Source organism: Microbacterium sp. SS28, from assembly GCF_022761035.1.
Classification (GTDB): domain Bacteria; phylum Actinomycetota; class Actinomycetes; order Actinomycetales; family Microbacteriaceae; genus Microbacterium.
In genome coordinates this window covers 425,052-440,966 of sequence record NZ_JAKWJP010000004.1, presented here as the reverse complement: position 1 = coordinate 440,966, position 15,915 = coordinate 425,052, and the positions used below count along the sequence as shown (strand labels likewise).

The following is a 15,915-nucleotide window of genomic DNA, read 5'->3' as shown; positions in this document are numbered from 1 at the left end:
GCCCCACCATCAAGAAAGGAAAAGCAATGAAGCTGAAGTCTCTGACAGCCCTCGCGCTCGCCGGCATCCTCGCGGCCGGCACACTGACCTCCTGCTCCGCGGGAGGAGGTGAGCAGACGGGGCCGATCGATGAGTTCCCCGCCTCGTGGGACGAGGAGATCACGGTCGACGTGTTCGCGAGCCTCGCCAACTACATGGGCATGCAGCAGGGGTGGTTCGCGAAGCTCGTCGATGACAAGTTCAACATGAAGCTGAACATCATCGCCCCGAACGTCGCAGGCGGCGGCGACACCCTCTACAACACCCGCGTCGCAGCCGGTGAACTCGGCGACCTCATCGTCATCAACAAGGGCCAGCAGCTCGACGACCTCATCGAGGGCGGCCTCGTTCAGGACGCCGCCAACTACTACCCCGCCATGGAGAACGTCGCGAACTTCGACGCGGCTGTCGAGAACCTCAATGCGGATGCCGGCGGCACCTACGCGTTCCCGACTTCGGTGTCCTCGCTCCTGCCGACCGCCCCGTCGGAGGGCCTCAACCCCACGTTCGGCCCCTTCGTGCGCTGGGACTACTACAAGGAGCTGGGCTACCCGCAGCTCGACACGCTCGAGAGCCTGCTCCCCGTCCTCGCAGACATGCAGGCGGCGCACCCGACCGCCGACAACGGCCAGCCCACCTACGGCTTCTCGCTGTTCAAGGACTGGGACGGCAACATGATGGTCACGGCCAAGCAGCCCGCCTGCTTCTACGGCTACGACGAGCTCGGCTTCGTCCTGGCCAAGGCGGACGGCTCGGACTACCAGAGCATCCTCGACCCCGATGGCGAGTACGTCCGCAACCTGCGCCTGTACTACGAGGCGAACCAGCTCGGCCTGGTCGACCCCGAGTCGACGACCCAGAACTACGACACCCTCTACTCCAAGTTCCAGAGCGGCCAGGTGCTCTTCTCCTGGTGGCCGTGGCTCGGGCAGTCGGCCTTCAACACCGAGGACAACATGGCCGCGGGCAAGGGCTTCGAGATGGTGCCGCTCGCCGATCAGGACATCTTCTCCTACGGCGCCGAAGCGTATGGCGGCAAGCCCGTCTTCGCGATCGGCTCCAAGGCCGAGGACCCTGAGCGCATCGCCGCGTTCATCGACTGGCTCTACTCGCCCGAGGGCGCGTACGCGAACAGCGCCCAGACCGGCGGCTCGGCCGGCCCGCAGGGCCTGACCTGGGACGTCAATGACGCGGGCGAGCCCGAGCTCACCGACTTCGGCGCAGAGGTCTTCCTCCAGGGCGGCGGCACGGTTCCCGAGGAGTGGGGCGGCGGCTCGTACGCCGACGGCGTCTCGGCGCTCAACACGACGTCGGTGCTCCCCATCGACAACGACCCGGCGACCGGATTCCCGTACAGCTACACGTTCTGGCCGACCTACCAGGCCGCGATCTCGAACCCGCTGACGCAGGACTGGTCGGCGAACATGGGCGATGCGACCTCGACGATGGAGTACCTGCAGGCCAACGACCAGGTGCTCGTGGCACCCGGAGCGAGCTACGCGGCCCCCGCGGACGCGTCCGACATCGAGGCGCTCCGCAACCAGGTCAAGGAGATCATCAAGCAGTACTCGTGGCAGCTCGTCTTCGCCGAGAACGACGCGAAGTTCGACTCGCTGCTCGCGGAGCTCATCGAGACGGCGAACGGCCTCGGCTACGAGCAGGTGCTCGACGTCGACATGGCCAACGCGAAGGAGCAGAACAACGCCCGCGTCGCAGTGACGGAGGCGTTCGCAGGCTGACCCCCGCACACGCCTGAACGAGGGGCTCGGGATGCCGCGGCATCCCGGGCCCCTTCTGCGTGCGTGCGGCGACCGTATCTGCGGACACTCGATGGGGTGAGCGGATGCCGCCTCCTCCATCGCGACCCGGCACGACCTCACCCCGACACACCTCGCCACGTCCAGCTGGGGTGAGCCGATGCCGCATCCCCCGCCACGACCCGGCACGACCTCACCCCGCCACACCTCGCCACGTCGAGGTGGGGTGAGCGGATGCCGCATCCCGGGCCACGACCCGGCACGACCTCACCCCGCCACACCTCGCCACGTCCAGCTGGGGTGAGCAGATGCCGGATCCCCCGCCACGACCCGGCAGCACCTCACCCCGCCACACCTCGCCACGTCGACGTGGGGTGAGCAGATGCCGCATCCCCCGCCACGACCCGGCAACACCTCACCCCGTCCGCACCTCACGCGTCTGCGATCGCCCACGGTCCCGAGCTTGAGGAGGGGTCGCGCCGTGCCACGGGCTAGACGCTCGGCAGGCTCAGCGACCCCGAGACGCCCGGCCCCGGATCACTCCGGCTGGTGGCGAGCGAAGACGCTGCGGAAGAGCAGGGCGCTCGCGTACGCGCCGATCGCGAAGCCGATCGTGAGCAGCAGGAAGACGAACGGCGGGAAGAGGACCGAAAGGCACACCGCCACGACGGGGATCGCGACGAGGCCCATCGTGCGCACGGGCTCCGCCGCAGGCAGCAGCAGCGCGTTGCGGACAGTCCGTCGGATCGTGTTGCGGAAGTACGCGACCTGCGCCATCCCGTACAGGAACGCCGCGAGCAGATAGACGGACCCGGCGAAGGCCACGATCGACGCGGCGCCCGCGACGGGGCTCGGGTGCGACCACCAGAAGATTCCCGCGAAGGCGAGCACCACGATGGGCGGCAGCAGCCACAGGGCGACGAGCGTCGCCCTGCCGAAGTTCGCGCGGAACGCCGGGAAGTAGTCGCGCAGCGGCCGGCCACTCTCCTCGTCCGAGAACCGGATCATGACCTCGTACAGCGACGCCGTCGCCGCGCCGACCGTCACGATCGGCAGGCACGTCACGAGGTAGACGACGTTGAGCGCGACGAACGCGAGGAACGTGCTCAGGCCGTTGAGGCTGCGGCTCTCGGGATCGATGCGCATGGGTGGTCCGTCTCAGGTCGTCGCGAGGACTCCGCCCGCGAGTGCGGGGGGAAGCAGCCGAACGCCGGGGCGTGTGCCCGACGCGAGCAGCTCGCAGATCATGTCGGTCGCGGCGGCGCCGATGGCCTCGGCGGGCACCGCGATGCTGTCGGTGAGTCCCGGCACGGAGCGCGCGACGTCTTCGGGGCACAGCGCCAGGATGGCCGGCTCGTCGCCGCCGTGGCGGCCGATCTCGATGAGCCGCGCCGCGACATGCGGCAGGGCGCCTTCGTTGTGCACGAGGAAGCCCGTGATCGTGGGATCGTCGGCCAGGACGCCGTCGACCGTCTCTGCGGCCTTGGCGCTGCTCGGGCACGCGTGGACGCTGCCGCCGACGCCGTTCGCCTCGCACGCCGCGAGGAAGCCGCGCGCGAGCCGGTCGGCGTACGACGTGTGCCGCTTCATGACCTCGCGCGGCGATCCGATGAGCGCGATCCGGCGATGGCCCAGCTCGACGAGGCGGTCGACGGCGAGCCATCCCGCCGCCTCGAAGTCGAAGTCGACGCACGGGATGGTCTGACGGCCCGCAGGAAGCCCGATCAGGACACTCGGATGCCGCAGCTCGGCGAGCGTCTCGATGCGCGGGTCGTCGGACTCGACATCCATGACGAGCAGGGCGTCGACCATCGACCCGCGCGCCGCCCGCTCGAGCGCCTTCGAGTCGTCTCCGGTCAGGAGCAGGATGTCGTAGCCGCGCTTGCGCGCCTGCGTCACGACGCCCGTCACGATCTGCATGATGACGTGCACGTCGACCCCGGAGCGCAGGGGCGCCTGGAGTCCGATCACGTTGGTGGACCGCGATGCGAGCGACCGCGCGCCGGCGTGCGGACTGAAGCCGAGGTTCGTGATCGCGAGCTCGACGCGATCGCGCGTCTCCTGCGAGATCGAGCGTTTGCCGCTCATGACGTACGACACGGTCGAGATCGATACCCCCGCCGCCTGCGCGACGTCAGCGATCGTCACCATGAGCTTGCCTGCTCTCTTCCATCGATCTCCACGGCTTCCCCTGGCACGAGGTCGTGCCGGCCGAGAGGTCCGTTCGGGTCGGACACGTCCATTGTCACCGCACGCGTCCCCGCGCGGAGCCTGGCTCGCACGAGCCGTCCCGCGCGCCACTCGAGGTCCACGACGACGCCGTCCCGTGCCCGAAGGCCTCGCACCGCGCCGGTGGGCCACTGCGGAGGCAGTGCGGGCAGCAGCCGCAGCCCTCCGTCGTGCGACTGCAGGAGGGCTTCGGCGATCGCGGCGCTCACGCCGAGGTTGCCGTCGATCTGGAACGGCGGGTGCGCAGCGAAGAGGTTCGGGTACAGCCCGCCCCGGTAGTGGGCATCGTCCGCCCCCGACTCCGCGGGCCGCAGGGCGCGCGCGAGCTGCTCGTGCACGCGCTCGCCGTCGCCGAGCCGCGCCCACAGCGCCGCGCGCCAGGCGAGCGACCAGCCCGACGACTCCGGCCCCCGCAGCTCGATCGAGCGAGCGGCCGCGCGGGCCAGCTCGGGGGTCGCCTCCGGCGTGATCTGCGCGAGCGGGAACAGTCCGACGAGGTGTGACACGTGCCGGTGCAGGGGCTCGGCCTCGGGCCGCTCGCGGTCCCACTCGACGAGGTCGCCGCGGGTCGCGACGGCGGGGCCGGGCAGCGCGGCGGTCGCTTCGGCGAGGTCGGCGAGCCAGGCGGGACGGATGCCGAGCACCTCGGCCGCGGCACGGCAGACGGCCTCGAGTCCGCGGAAGAGTGCGACATCCATCGCCGTCGTCGGCGCGATGGCGTGCGGCCGGCCCTCGTCGTCGAGCCAGCGGTTCTCGGGCGACGTCGCGGGGGACGTCGACGCCACCTGGCCGTCGACCTGGATCCACGACAGCGCGAAGCGGGCCGCGGACTCGAGCACGGGCCAGGCCTCGTCGCGCAGGTAGGCCTCGTCGGCTCCGAAGGCGTAGTGCTCCCACAGGTGCATTGCGAGCCAGACGCCGCCGAGCGGCCAGTTCGCCCACGACGGGTCGCCGTGGCCGGCGCCGACGGGCGCCGCAAAGGCCCAGGCATCCGAATTGTGGTGCGCGACCCAGCCGTCCGCGCCGTAGAGCTCGCGCGCGACGACCGGTCCGGTCGTCTCGGAGAGCCGCCGCACGAACGCGAGCAGCGGCTCGTGGCACTCCGCGAGGTTCGTCGTCTCGGCGGGCCAGTAGGCCATCTGCGTGTTGATGTTGATCGTGTACGCGCTCGACCACGGCCCCGGCAGCTCGGCGTTCCAGAGGCCCTGGAGGGTCACGGGCAGTCCGCCGGGCTGCGACGACGCGATCAGCAGGTAGCGCCCGTAGTGGTACGCGAGGGCCGCGAGACCTGCATCGTCGCGCTCCTGCGCGCGGTGCACGCGCTCATCGCTGTCGAGATCGAGGATGTCGTCGGGCGAGGGCAGCGTGAGCGCGCTCCGCTCGTACAGCGCACCGTGCGCCGCCGAGTGGGCCTCGTGCAGACGCTCGGCGAGCGCTCCGGAGTCGTCGGTGGACGGGATGCCGCCGAGCAGCGCGATCGCGTCGGCGACGGCCTCCACGCCTCCGGGCATCCCGGGGATCGCGGGAGCCGTCGCTGTCGCGATCGTGAGCAGGTGCGCCGTCGCGGGGGCCGTCGTGAGGCGGCCGTCCTCGATCGTCGACGGTGCCGCGCTCCGGACGGCGACCGCGCCATGGCGACCGGCGTGCTCGTCGTAGCGGACGGGTTCGGGCGGGTCCTCGTGCCCCGGTGCGACGTCGATCGGCAGCCACCAGTCGGTCACGAGGGCGCCCGCTTCGGCGCGCGCGACGCCGCGGGGTCGCAGGAGGCCGCCGACCTGCACGCGGAGGCGGAGCGGAGCGTCCGAGGTCACTTCGTGCGTGATCGCGCCCGTCACGAGGTCGGCCCACGTGCGGTGCCGCACGACGGCCCCCGACACGACGTACTGGTGGATCGCGGTCGCCGTCGCGAGGTCGAGCACGCGCCGGTGCGGCCTGCCGGTGTCCGCCGCGACGGCGGTGCCGTCGGCGGTGAGCACCTCGAGGTCGATCCAGCCGAGCGGAAGATACGCCTGCACCCACGTGGCCTGCATGCGCTGCAGGGCGGACTCTGCGGGATCCGTCTCGCCCTCGGCGATCGCGGCGCGCACGCCATCGAGCGCTTCGCGCCCGCGCGACGCAACGCCCGGCAACGGGTCGGAATCGGCGACACCCGACCACGCCGTGATGTCGTTGAGCCAGAGTCGGTCACCGCCCGCGAGCCCCGCGCACATGGCGCCACGAAGGCCGTTGCCGACGGGATAGGCGTCTAACCAGCGCGCGGCAGGACGGCTGGAGCGCAGCTCATGGAGCGCCGCGCGACTGTGCGTGGACTTCGACACAACCCGTAGTATATGGTCTCCGTGTTGAAGCGCTTCGAAGAAGTAGCGAAGAGGTCACAGAGTCGATGACAACCGTTCCGCATGTCCCCCGCACCGAGGGCTTCCGCGCGCTCGTCGACGACCTCGGCATCTGCTTCGGCGGCGACTACAACCCCGAGCAGTGGCCGCGCGATGTCTGGCTCGAGGATGCCGACCTCATGGTGCAGGCCGGCGTCAACCTCGTCACGATCGGCGTGTTCAGCTGGTCGCGCCTCGAGCCGTCTCCGGGCGAGCGCGACTTCGCGTGGCTCGACGAGGTGCTCGACCTGCTGCACGCGCGGGGGATCGCCGTCGACCTCGCGTCGCCGACGGCCTCGCCGCCGCCGTGGCTCGGGGTGCAGCATCCCGAGACCCTGCCCGTCGACCGCGATGGCGTGCGCCTCGTCGCGGGCTCGCGCAATCAGTTCACGCCGGCGTCGCGGGTCTACCGCGAGCACGCCCTCGCCATCACGACCGACCTCGCCCGTCGCTACGCCGATCACCCTGCCGTGCGGATGTGGCACGTCGGCAACGAGTACGGGCAGCTCGACTTCGGCGACGAGGCGGCGCGCGAGTTCCGCTCGTGGCTGCGTGACAAGTACGGCACCATCGAGGCGCTCAACGCCGCGTGGGGCACGACCGTGTGGGCGCAGGGGTACCGCGCCTTCGACGAGGTGCTGCCGCCGCGGCGCATGCCGTATCTCGTGAACCCCGCCCAGTCGCTCGACTTCCGGCGGTACAGCTCCGACCAGCTGCTGGCGGTCTATCGCGAGCAGCGCGACGCGATCCGCGCCGTCGGCGCGACGCAGCCCATCACGACGAACTTCATGGAGTTCTTCGTGCACGCCGACTACTGGGCCTGGGCACCCGAGGTCGACGTCATCGCGAACGACCACTACATCGACCACTCCTCCCCCACGGCCGCGTCCGACGCGGCGCTCGTGCACGACCTCATGCGCTCGCTCGGCGGCGGGCGCCCGTGGGTGCTCATGGAGCACGCCGTCAGCTCTGTGTCATGGCGCCCGCACAATCTGCCCAAGTCGCCCGCGCAGACTCGGCTCGACTCGCTGCAGGCCGTCGCGCGCGGCGCCGATGCGATCTGCTTCTTCCAGTGGCGGCAGGCGCGCAGCGGGGCCGAGCGCTTCCACTCCGCGATGCTCCCGCACGCGGGCGCCGACACGGACGTCTTCCGCTCGGTGACGGCGCTCGGCGCCGACCTGCGGCGACTGCGGGATGTCGCGGACGGGCGGGTCGAGGCATCCGTCGCCGTCCTCTTCGACTGGTCGTCGTGGTGGGCCGGCGAAGAGCCTGCTCGCCCGACAGAGCGCCTCGAGACCCTCGCGCAGGTGCAGCGCTGGCACCGCGAGCTGTGGCGTCGCGGCGTCGCGGTCGACCTCGTGCGACCGGGCGCCGACCTGTCGGCCTACCGCGTCGTGCTCGTGCCGCACAGCTATGTGCTGGAGCCGGATGCCGCTGCCTCGCTGAGCGCGGCAGTGCGCGCGGGCGCGAGCCTGGTCGTCGGCCCGTTCTCGGGCGTCGCGGATGCGAACGCCGCGATCCTGCCGGGGCGCTCCCCCGCGCTCCTGCGGGACGTGCTCGGAGTGAGTGGCGAGGAGTGGGTCGGGCTGCCGGACGCCCCGACCGCGCTGGAGATCGCGCCGGAGTGGACGACCGGCCGGGCCGCGGCCGCAGGCCTCCCCACCGCCGGGATCCTCGGCGAGCGCCTGCGCGCCGAGGGTGCCGACGTGCTCGCGCGCTTCGCGGCAGGCCATCTCGCGGGCGCACCCGCCGTCACGCGGCATCACGCCGGGGAAGGCACGGCGTGGTACCTCGGCGCGATCGTCTCGGACGACGTCCTCGGCGCCGTCCTGGGCGACGCGCTCGAGGCCGTCGACGTCCGGGGCGTCGTGCTCGACCTGCCAGACGACGTCGAGGCCGTGCGTCGCGGAGCCGCGCTCTTCCTCCTCAACCACGGCTCGACCGAGCGCATCGTCACCGCAGCCGGACGGTGGCGCGACCTCCTGTCCGACGCGCCGCTCGAAGACGCCGTTGCCATCGGCCCCGGCGACGCCGTCGTCCTGACGGACCGCCCCTGATCCCCCGCTCCACCCACCGAAGGAGATCCGTCGATGTCGACGCCCGTGTTCCGCCAGGTCGATCAGCCGCTCGCCGACCGCGCCCGCGACCTGCTCGCCCAGCTGACTCCCGACGAGCGCATCGCGATGCTGCACCAGGCCGCGCCCGCGATCGAGCGCCTCGGCATCGCGGAGTTCCGCACGGGCTGCGAAGCTCTGCACGGCGTCGCGTGGCTCGGCACCGCGACGGTCTTCCCGCAGGCCGTGGGCCTCGCGGCGACGTGGGATGCCGAGCTCATCGAGAAGGTCGGCGAGGTCGCGGCGACGGAGGTGCGCGCCAAGCGCGCCGCCGACCCGCTCGTGAGCCTCAACGTGTGGGCGCCCGTCGTCAACACGCTGCGCCACCCCGCGTGGGGCCGCAACGAGGAGGGCTACTCCGAAGACCCGCACCTCACGGCGCACTTCGGCACGGCCTACTCGCAGGGTCTGCGCGGCCGCGATGAGCGCGTCTGGCGGACTGTCCCTTCGCTCAAGCACTTCCTCGGCTACAGCAACGAGACGGACCGCTCGACGACGGACTCCGAGCTGTCGCTGCGCACGCTCCACGAAGAGGAGCTGCCCGCCTTCCGCGGTGCGATCGAGGCGGGAGTGGCGGGCAGCATGATGCTCTCGTACAACCGCGTCAACGGCGCTCCCGCGCACACGCAGCCCGAGCTCGTCGCGGAGGCGCGGTCGTGGACCGACGGCTCGCTCGCGATCGTGTCGGATGCCGGCGCCCCGACCTTCCTCGTCACGACGCAGCGCACGCAGCCCGACCACGTGAGCGCGACTGTCGCACTCCTCACCTCGGGCCTGGACTCGTTCACCGACAACGACGCGAACGCCGAGCCCACGATCGGCTACGTGCGCGAAGCTCTCGCCGACGGGCGGCTCACGGCGGACGACATCGACCGCGCCGTGACGCGGCTGCTCGAGCTGCGTCTGCGCACAGGCGAGTTCGACGGCGACGCCGACCCGTACGCCGGCATCACGGCGGACGACATCGACGCGCCCGCCTCCCGCGCCCTCGCCCGCGAGAGCGTCGCGGCGTCGGTCGTCGTCCTGCGCAACGACGACGCGGCGCTCCCGCTCGCTTCGCCTGCGCGCATCGCCGTCGTGGGTCCGCTCGCCGATCGCGTGCTCACGGACTGGTACGCGGGCACCCCGCCGTACGCCGTCGGGATCGCGCAGGGCCTGGCCGAGCGGTATCCGGATGCCGCGGTCGAGGCCGTCACGGGAGCCGACACGATCGCGCTTCGCGCCGGCTCGAACGGACGCTACGTCACCTCCGACGCGGCCGGCGCCGTCGTCTCGGCCGCCTCGCCGGTCGCGGGCGAGGACACGTGGTTCGACGTCACGGACTGGGGCGACGGCATCCTGACCCTCCGTTCGAAGGCGAGCGGACTGCTCCTGACGGGCGCCCACTGGCCCATGCGCGCCGACGCGACGCGCGTCGGCGAGTGGGTCGTGCAGGAGAGCTTCCGCCGGCACGTGCACGCCGACGGCACGTGGTCGCTGCTGCACCTCGGGTCGGGGCGCTGGCTGCACGCCTTCCGCGACTCGGGCCTGCTCGCGGCGGACGCCGTGACCCTCGAGACGGCGGAGCGGTTCGACGTGCGGACGGTCCGCTCGGGCCGGCACGCGATCGCCGAAGCCGCCGCGCGCGCCGACGCCGTCGTCGTGGCCGTCGGAAACGACCCGCACCTCGCGGGCCGCGAGACCGAGGACCGCCCGCACCTGCGGCTTCCCGCCGCGTTCGGAGAGTTGTGGCGCACGGCGCACGAGGCGAACCCCGCGACGGTGCTCACGATCGTGTCGAGCTACCCCTACATCCTGGATGGAGTGGATGCCGCGACCGTCGTGTGGTCGAGCCACGGCGGACAGGAGCTCGGGCACGGCCTGGCCGACGTGCTGTCGGGCGACCGCGAGCCGCGCGGCCGTCTCGCGCAGAGCTGGCCCGCGACGCCCGAGCAGGCGGGCGACCTCTTCGACTACGACACGGCGCGTCAGGGTGCGACCTACCGGCACCAGTCCGAGGCGCCGGCGTTCGCCTTCGGCCACGGGCTCACCTACTCGCGCGTCGCGTACGAGTCGCTCGCGGCCGATTCACTCGCGTCCGCGGGTACGCCGACGCACCGGCATCCCGGGTTCGAACCGCGCGCCGGTGAGTCCGTCGTGAAGGCCGTCGTGCGCGTGCGCAATGCGGGAGACCGGACGGCGGAGGAGCTCGTGCAGCTCTACGCCGTGCCCGCCGCCGGCCTGCCGATCGCGACGCCCCGTCGCGTGCTCGTCGCCTACCGTCGCGTGACGCTCGCTCCGGGCGAGGCGCGGGATGTCGAGCTGGAGTTCGCCCCCGCGCGCCTCGCGGTGTGGGACGACGCCCTCCGCCTGCCGGGCGCCCCGGAGGACTGGCTGCACGCCGGCGCGCTGCGCGTGCAGCCCGGGACGTACACGCTCGCCGCCGGGCCGTCCGCGTGGGATCTCCCCGTCTCCGCCGAGCTCGAGGTGGTCGGCGGGTAGGGGCTTCGGAGTTCGGCCGACTCGGACGGGGTGAGGCGACGCCGCATCGCCACGACCCACCCGACACCAACTCACCCCACCCCGAAGTCCGCCCCCGAAACGGGGTGAGGCGACGTCGGGCGGTCAGTCCGTCGCGCGGTGGCAGCCGACCACGTGGTCGTCGACCATGCCCGCCGACTGCATGAGGGCGTACATCGTCGTCGGTCCGACGAAGCGGAAGCCGCGCTTGCGGAGCGCCTTCGACGCCGCGACCGACTCGGGAGTCGTCGCCGGGATGTCGCCGAACCCCTGCGGCCGCTCGCGCGGCTCCGTCGGGGCGAACGACCACAGGAGCGCGTCGAGCTCGCCCTCGTCGAGGCCCATGACGAGCCGCGCGTTCGAGATCGTCGCCTCGATCTTGGCGCGGTTGCGGATGATGCCGGCGTCGCCCATGAGCCGCTCGATGTCCGGCGCTTCGAACGCCGCGACGGCCTCCGGCTCGAACCCCGCGAACACCTCGCGGAAGCGCGGGCGCTTGCGCAGGATCGTGATCCACGACAGCCCCGCCTGGAACCCCTCGAGGCTGAGCTTCTCGAACAGCGCGCGATCGCCGTGGAGCGGCATCCCCCACTCCTCGTCGTGGTACCGCCGGTACTCGTCGTCGTCGCCGACCCACGCGCAGCGCGCGACCCCGTCCGGTCCGATGCGCACACTCATCGCCTCAGCCTATGGCGGGTCACCGACTCGCGTTTCGAACCGGGTCCTCGGCGCTGCGGACGAGGACCCGGTTCGTGCGAATCGCCCTACTTCTTGAGGCTCTTCTCCGAGACGGGAGCGGTTCCGGATGCCGCGAGCGCCGCATAGTGCGCAGCCGCCTCGTTCTGCCGCGCGAGCTCGGCGCCCGACGCGATGGGCGCGCGGACGTGCTCGGGCGCGAAGCCGAACGCGTCGACGAGGTCCTGCGCGTGCGGACGCAGGCGTGCGCACAGACGGTCGATGTAGCGGGCGACGGATGCCGCGCGCTGCGTCGAGAGCCGGCCGTTGATGAGGTACCACGCGAGGTGCTTCTCGATGAGGGTCAGCCCGAACAGGTCGCGCAGCCACCCCAGGACCTGTCGGCTGCCTTCGTCCGTCACCGCGTTGACGGCATCCGTGAAGGCCTCCCACTGCAGCAGCTCGCCGTGCGCCCGCGCCGCTTCGATGAGCTCGGACTGGTTGGCGTTGAAGAGCGCGGCCGCTTCGGCCTTGGAGAGCTTCGCGGCGGGGCGCAGGCGTCCCGCGATGTCCGAGACCATCTGCTGCACGCGGCCCGACAGCAGCTCGTGCTGCTGGTCGGCGCGCAGGCCGAGCTCGACGGAGCGCGCGATCGATCCTCGGTCTGTCACGGTCTGGCCGAACTGACGCAGCCCGGCGCCGTGGAAGACCTTGCCGGCGGTGTGCCCCAGCGCGATGCGGGCGAGGGACGCGGCATCCTTCCCCGTGAACTGCTTGGCGTAATCGGCCAGGAGGCGCTTGCCGACGAGCTGCAGCAGGACGTTGTTGTCACCCTCGAACGTCACGTAGACGTCGAGGTCGGCGCGCAGGCCCACGAGGCGGTTCTCGGCGAGGAACCCGGAGCCGCCGCACGCCTCGCGCGCCTCCTGCAGCGTGTCGAGCGCGTGCCACGTCGACAGCGGCTTGAGGGCCGCCGCCAGCGTCTCGAGGTCTTCGCGATCGGCGTCGCTGTCGGCCTTGCCGCTGAAGACGCCGTCGAACTTCCTCAGGAACTCGTCGTGCGCGAAGATCGTCGCGTACGTCGTCGAAAGCCGCGTCAGCAGGCGCCGCTGGTGCTTGGCGTAGTCGAGCAGCACGACCTCGTCGGTTCCCGTGCCCGACGAGAACTGGCGCCGCTGGTTCGCGTAGGTCGTCGCGATGTAGAGGCCGAGGGCCGACGCCCAGGCGGCTGCCCCGTCGAGCGAGACGCGCCCCTGGACGAGGGTTCCGAGCATCGTGAAGAAGCGGCGGCCGGGGCTCGAGATGTGGCTCGTGTAGGTGCCGTCGGGGGCGACGTCGCCGTACTTGTTGAGCAGGTTCGTGCGCGGGATGCGGACGTGGTCGAAGTGCAGGCGGCCGTTGTCGATGCCGTTGAGCCCGCCCTTGAGGCCGTCGTCCTCACCGCCGATGCCCGGCAGGAAGGCGCCGTCCTCGTCACGCAGCGGCACGTAGAAGCAGTGCACGCCGTGGCTCACGCCGTTCGAGATGAGCTGCGCGAAGACCGTCGCCGCGATGCCGTGCAGCGCCGCGTTGCCGAGGTAGTCCTTCCAGGCGCCGCGGAACGGCGTGTGGATGACGAACTCCTCGGTCTCGGGGTCGTAGGTCGCGGTCGTGCCGATGGAGGCGACATCCGATCCGTGTCCCGTCTCGGTCATCGCGAACGCGCCGGGGATCTCGAGGCTCATGATGCCGGGCAGCCACTTGTCGTGGTGCTCCTTCGTGCCGAGCTGATGCACGGCCGACCCGAACAGGCCCCACTGCACGCCCGACTTGATCTGCAGGCTCGGATCGGCCGTCACGAGCTCCTCGAAGCCCGCGATGTTCGCGCCGTTGTTGTCCTCGCCGCCGTACTCCTTCGGGAAGGCCCGGTGGACCGTGCCGTTCTCGACGAGCAGGTGCAGCTGGCTCAGCACACGCTCGCGGTGCTCGTCCATGCCGAGGTCGTCGACGCGGTGGAACGCGGGATCCTTGAGCATCTCGCGCGCTTCGCGGCGCGCGTCGGCCCAGGTTCCGAGGAGCAGGTTCGTGACGGCATCGAGATCGATGCGGGGGTCGGATGCCTCGGCCGCGGTGTGCGGTGCGGTGGGCGCTCCGCCGGCGGGCGTGCGCTTGCTCGTGGCGGGCTTCTTGGAACGGACGGCGGCGTCGGCCATGGCACATCACCTCTCGGGTGAAGGGGGGAACGGAGTCGTTTTTCACGGTAGAACTTCCACAACGTCCCTCCAACACGGTTAGCGCTTGTTCACAAAATGAGCGGCGGCCGTGGGTGAGCGCGGTTGTGCGGTCCCGACATCCAGGCCCTCGGTCGACGGTTTCGTCGGTCGCGTCGAGTCCGCCGGATCGGGACCCGCCGCGAGGTCGGAGGCTCGGCCTAGACTCGCGGCGTGATGAGTCGTGCCGCCCTGCAGATGACGCTCGTGCCGTGGTCGGACGTCGACTTCGCAGTGCTCGAGCGTGCGAACTCGGTCGCGATGACCGAGTACCTCGGCGGCGTCGAATCGCCCGACGATCTCGTCGCCCGGCACGCGGAGTACGTCGCCTTCGCCGAGACGGGCGAGGGCGCGATGTTCCGCGTCGAGGTCGACGGCGAGCCGGCCGGGTACGCCGGCTGGTGGAGCGAGCAGCACGAGGGCGAGCCCGTGTGGGAGGTCGGCTGCGCCGTGGAGCCCGGGTGGCAGGGGCGCGGCGTCGCGACGGAGGCGGTGCGGCGCGTCATCGCCCTCGCGCGCGAGAGCGATCCGCGGCCTGTCGTCGGATACGGGCAGGTCGGCAACGCGGCATCCCGAGCCCTCTGTCTGCGGGTCGGGTTCGCGCATCGCGGCACCGGGGTGTTCCCGTCCGACGACGGCGACGTCGAGGTCGACATCTGGATGATCGACTGACATGAGCGTGACACTGCACCGCTGGAGCACCGATGACCTTCCCGTGCTGGAGCGGGCGAACACGGCCGAAATGACGCGGCACATCGGAGGCCCCGAGGCGCACGAGAAGGTCGTCGAGCGGCACGCGCGCTACCTGCGACTGGGCGAATCGGACGAGGCGCACATGTTCCGCGTCGACGTCGACGGGGCTCCCGCGGGATCGATCGGGTGGTGGCGCGTCGAGCACGACGGCCGACCCGCCTACGAGACGGGCTGGGCGATCGAACCGCCGTGGCAGGGCCGGGGCGTCGCGAGCGAGGCGCTGCGCCGGCTCATCACCGACGTGCGCGCCGACGGCGAGCGCGACCTCCTGGTGGCGTACCCCGGAGTGGAGAACCCCGGGTCGAACGCCCTGTGCCGGCGCGCGGGCTTCGCCCTGACCGCCACGCGCACGATGCCGTGGCGCGGCGGCGAGCTGACCTTCCACGTCTGGGAGCTCGACATGTCGCCCCTCGACCTCGCGGGCCGCGCGCCCGATGTCGAGGAGCGGTTCGAGACGCTCGAGGGTTCGCGCTGGTCGCGGCACTACACGCCGCACTGGTCCTCCCGTGAGCGCACGGCCGCACGATACGACCTCGACCCGGACGGACTCGCGCTGCGGATCGACGACGACACGCCGCCGTGGGCGCCCGACCTCGACGGCGACCTGCGCGTCTCGCACGTCCAGACGGGCCAGTACTCGGGGCCTGCGGGCTCAGGAGTCGGGCAGCACCGCTTCCGCCCCGGGCTCGTCGTGCGCGAGGAGCAGCCCGAATTCCGCGGCTGGCTGGTGCGCGGCGGGGTCATCGAGGCGCGCCTGGCCGCGGTGCGGCATCCGTCCGTCATGGTCGCGCTCTGGCCGATCGGCTTCGAGGAGCGTCCCGAGGACTGCGGCGAGATCTGCATCGCCGAGATCTTCGGGTCCGAGCTCGACGACGACGGCGGATGGGTCGGGGTTGGGGTCAAGCCGCAGAACGACCCCCGCCTACGGGAGGACTTCGAGAAGGTGCGGGTCGAGGGCGACCTCACGGCCTTCCACGACTACGCCGTCGAGTGGACGGCCGAGCGCCTGCGGTTCTTCATCGACGGGCGCTGGGTCAAGACCGTCGCCCAGAGCATCGACTACCCCGTGCAGCTCATGCTCGACGTGTACGAGTTCCCGCCCGAGGACGGGGCTCGGGATGCCGCGGCCCTGCCGCACCGCTTCCGGGTGGCGTGGGTGCGTTCCTACCCGCCGGCAGCCGGGGCCGCCGGCTACTGAGCCGCTCTGTGCCGCCGAGCCGCGCCT

Annotated in this window: 10 protein-coding genes; 5 read left to right on the top strand and 5 right to left on the bottom strand. The window is 71.7% G+C overall.

The features are described 5' to 3' along the window. Positions 1-26: 26 nt before the first annotated feature. Positions 27-1,778 (top strand): ABC transporter substrate-binding protein, encoded by a 1,752-nt coding sequence (locus MJ607_RS13625; RefSeq protein ID WP_243076138.1) that lies wholly within the window; start codon positions 27-29, stop codon positions 1,776-1,778. Between the two features lie 555 nt (positions 1,779-2,333). Here the strand turns inward: MJ607_RS13625 and MJ607_RS13620 are convergent. Genes MJ607_RS13620 through MJ607_RS13610 form a run of 3 tightly spaced genes read right to left on the bottom strand, consistent with a single transcriptional unit; the run spans position 2,334 to position 6,343 of the window. Then, positions 2,334-2,942, bottom strand: a complete 609-nt coding sequence (locus tag MJ607_RS13620; RefSeq protein WP_243076137.1) for a YesL family protein — start codon at positions 2,940-2,942, stop codon at positions 2,334-2,336. A gap of 12 nt (positions 2,943-2,954) precedes the next feature. After that, on the bottom strand, positions 2,955-3,947 hold the full coding sequence (locus tag MJ607_RS13615) for a LacI family DNA-binding transcriptional regulator (protein WP_243076136.1): 993 nt from the start codon (positions 3,945-3,947) through the stop codon (positions 2,955-2,957). Further along, a complete protein-coding gene (locus tag MJ607_RS13610; RefSeq protein WP_243076135.1) occupies positions 3,941-6,343 on the bottom strand; it encodes a glycoside hydrolase N-terminal domain-containing protein in 2,403 nt (800 codons plus the stop codon). Before MJ607_RS13610 ends, MJ607_RS13615 begins: the two co-directional genes overlap by 7 nt. Positions 6,344-6,408: 65 nt before the next feature. On the opposite strand from MJ607_RS13610, the gene MJ607_RS13605 reads away from it, so the two are divergent. Both MJ607_RS13605 and MJ607_RS13600 read left to right on the top strand, forming a co-directional pair. After that, entirely contained in the window at positions 6,409-8,457 is a 2,049-nt protein-coding gene (locus MJ607_RS13605) for a beta-galactosidase (protein ID WP_243076134.1), read from the top strand. Positions 8,458-8,490: 33 nt separating this feature from the next. Beyond that, complete coding sequence (locus MJ607_RS13600) at positions 8,491-10,995, top strand: glycoside hydrolase family 3 C-terminal domain-containing protein (RefSeq protein WP_243076133.1); 2,505 nt, start codon at positions 8,491-8,493, stop codon at positions 10,993-10,995. 123 nt (positions 10,996-11,118) lie between these two features. On the opposite strand, the gene MJ607_RS13595 is transcribed toward MJ607_RS13600, so the two are convergent. Both MJ607_RS13595 and MJ607_RS13590 read right to left on the bottom strand, forming a co-directional pair. Further along, positions 11,119-11,691 carry a DNA-3-methyladenine glycosylase I gene (locus MJ607_RS13595; protein WP_243076132.1) on the bottom strand — a complete coding sequence of 191 codons (573 nt, stop codon included), beginning with the start codon at positions 11,689-11,691 and terminating at the stop codon, positions 11,119-11,121. Positions 11,692-11,777: 86 nt separating this feature from the next. Beyond that, on the bottom strand, positions 11,778-13,880 hold the full coding sequence (locus MJ607_RS13590) for an acyl-CoA dehydrogenase (protein ID WP_243076131.1): 2,103 nt from the start codon (positions 13,878-13,880) through the stop codon (positions 11,778-11,780). Positions 13,881-14,114: 234 nt separating this feature from the next. Between MJ607_RS13590 and MJ607_RS13585 the strand changes: the two genes are divergently transcribed. Together MJ607_RS13585 and MJ607_RS13580 are read left to right on the top strand one after the other, a co-directional pair. Next, positions 14,115-14,609 carry a GNAT family N-acetyltransferase gene (locus MJ607_RS13585; protein ID WP_243076130.1) on the top strand — a complete coding sequence of 165 codons (495 nt, stop codon included), beginning with the start codon at positions 14,115-14,117 and terminating at the stop codon, positions 14,607-14,609. A 1-nt stretch (position 14,610) separates the two neighbouring features. Continuing rightward, complete coding sequence (locus MJ607_RS13580) at positions 14,611-15,888, top strand: GNAT family N-acetyltransferase (protein WP_243076129.1); 1,278 nt, start codon at positions 14,611-14,613, stop codon at positions 15,886-15,888. The last annotated feature ends 27 nt before the right edge of the window (positions 15,889-15,915 follow it).

Excerpts from the sequence above, each read along its gene's own strand:
- MJ607_RS13625 (WP_243076138.1), top strand. The coding sequence starts at position 27 with ATGAAGCTGAAGTCTCTGACAGCCCTCGCGCTCGCCGGCATCCTCGCG.
- MJ607_RS13620 (WP_243076137.1), bottom strand. The coding sequence starts at position 2,942 with ATGCGCATCGATCCCGAGAGCCGCAGCCTCAACGGCCTGAGCACGTTC.
- MJ607_RS13615 (WP_243076136.1), bottom strand. The coding sequence starts at position 3,947 with ATGGTGACGATCGCTGACGTCGCGCAGGCGGCGGGGGTATCGATCTCG.
- MJ607_RS13605 (WP_243076134.1), top strand. The coding sequence starts at position 6,409 with ATGACAACCGTTCCGCATGTCCCCCGCACCGAGGGCTTCCGCGCGCTC.
- MJ607_RS13600 (WP_243076133.1), top strand. The coding sequence starts at position 8,491 with ATGTCGACGCCCGTGTTCCGCCAGGTCGATCAGCCGCTCGCCGACCGC.
- MJ607_RS13595 (WP_243076132.1), bottom strand. The coding sequence starts at position 11,691 with ATGAGTGTGCGCATCGGACCGGACGGGGTCGCGCGCTGCGCGTGGGTC.
- MJ607_RS13590 (WP_243076131.1), bottom strand. The coding sequence starts at position 13,880 with ATGGCCGACGCCGCCGTCCGTTCCAAGAAGCCCGCCACGAGCAAGCGC.
- MJ607_RS13585 (WP_243076130.1), top strand. The coding sequence starts at position 14,115 with ATGAGTCGTGCCGCCCTGCAGATGACGCTCGTGCCGTGGTCGGACGTC.
- MJ607_RS13580 (WP_243076129.1), top strand. The coding sequence starts at position 14,611 with ATGAGCGTGACACTGCACCGCTGGAGCACCGATGACCTTCCCGTGCTG.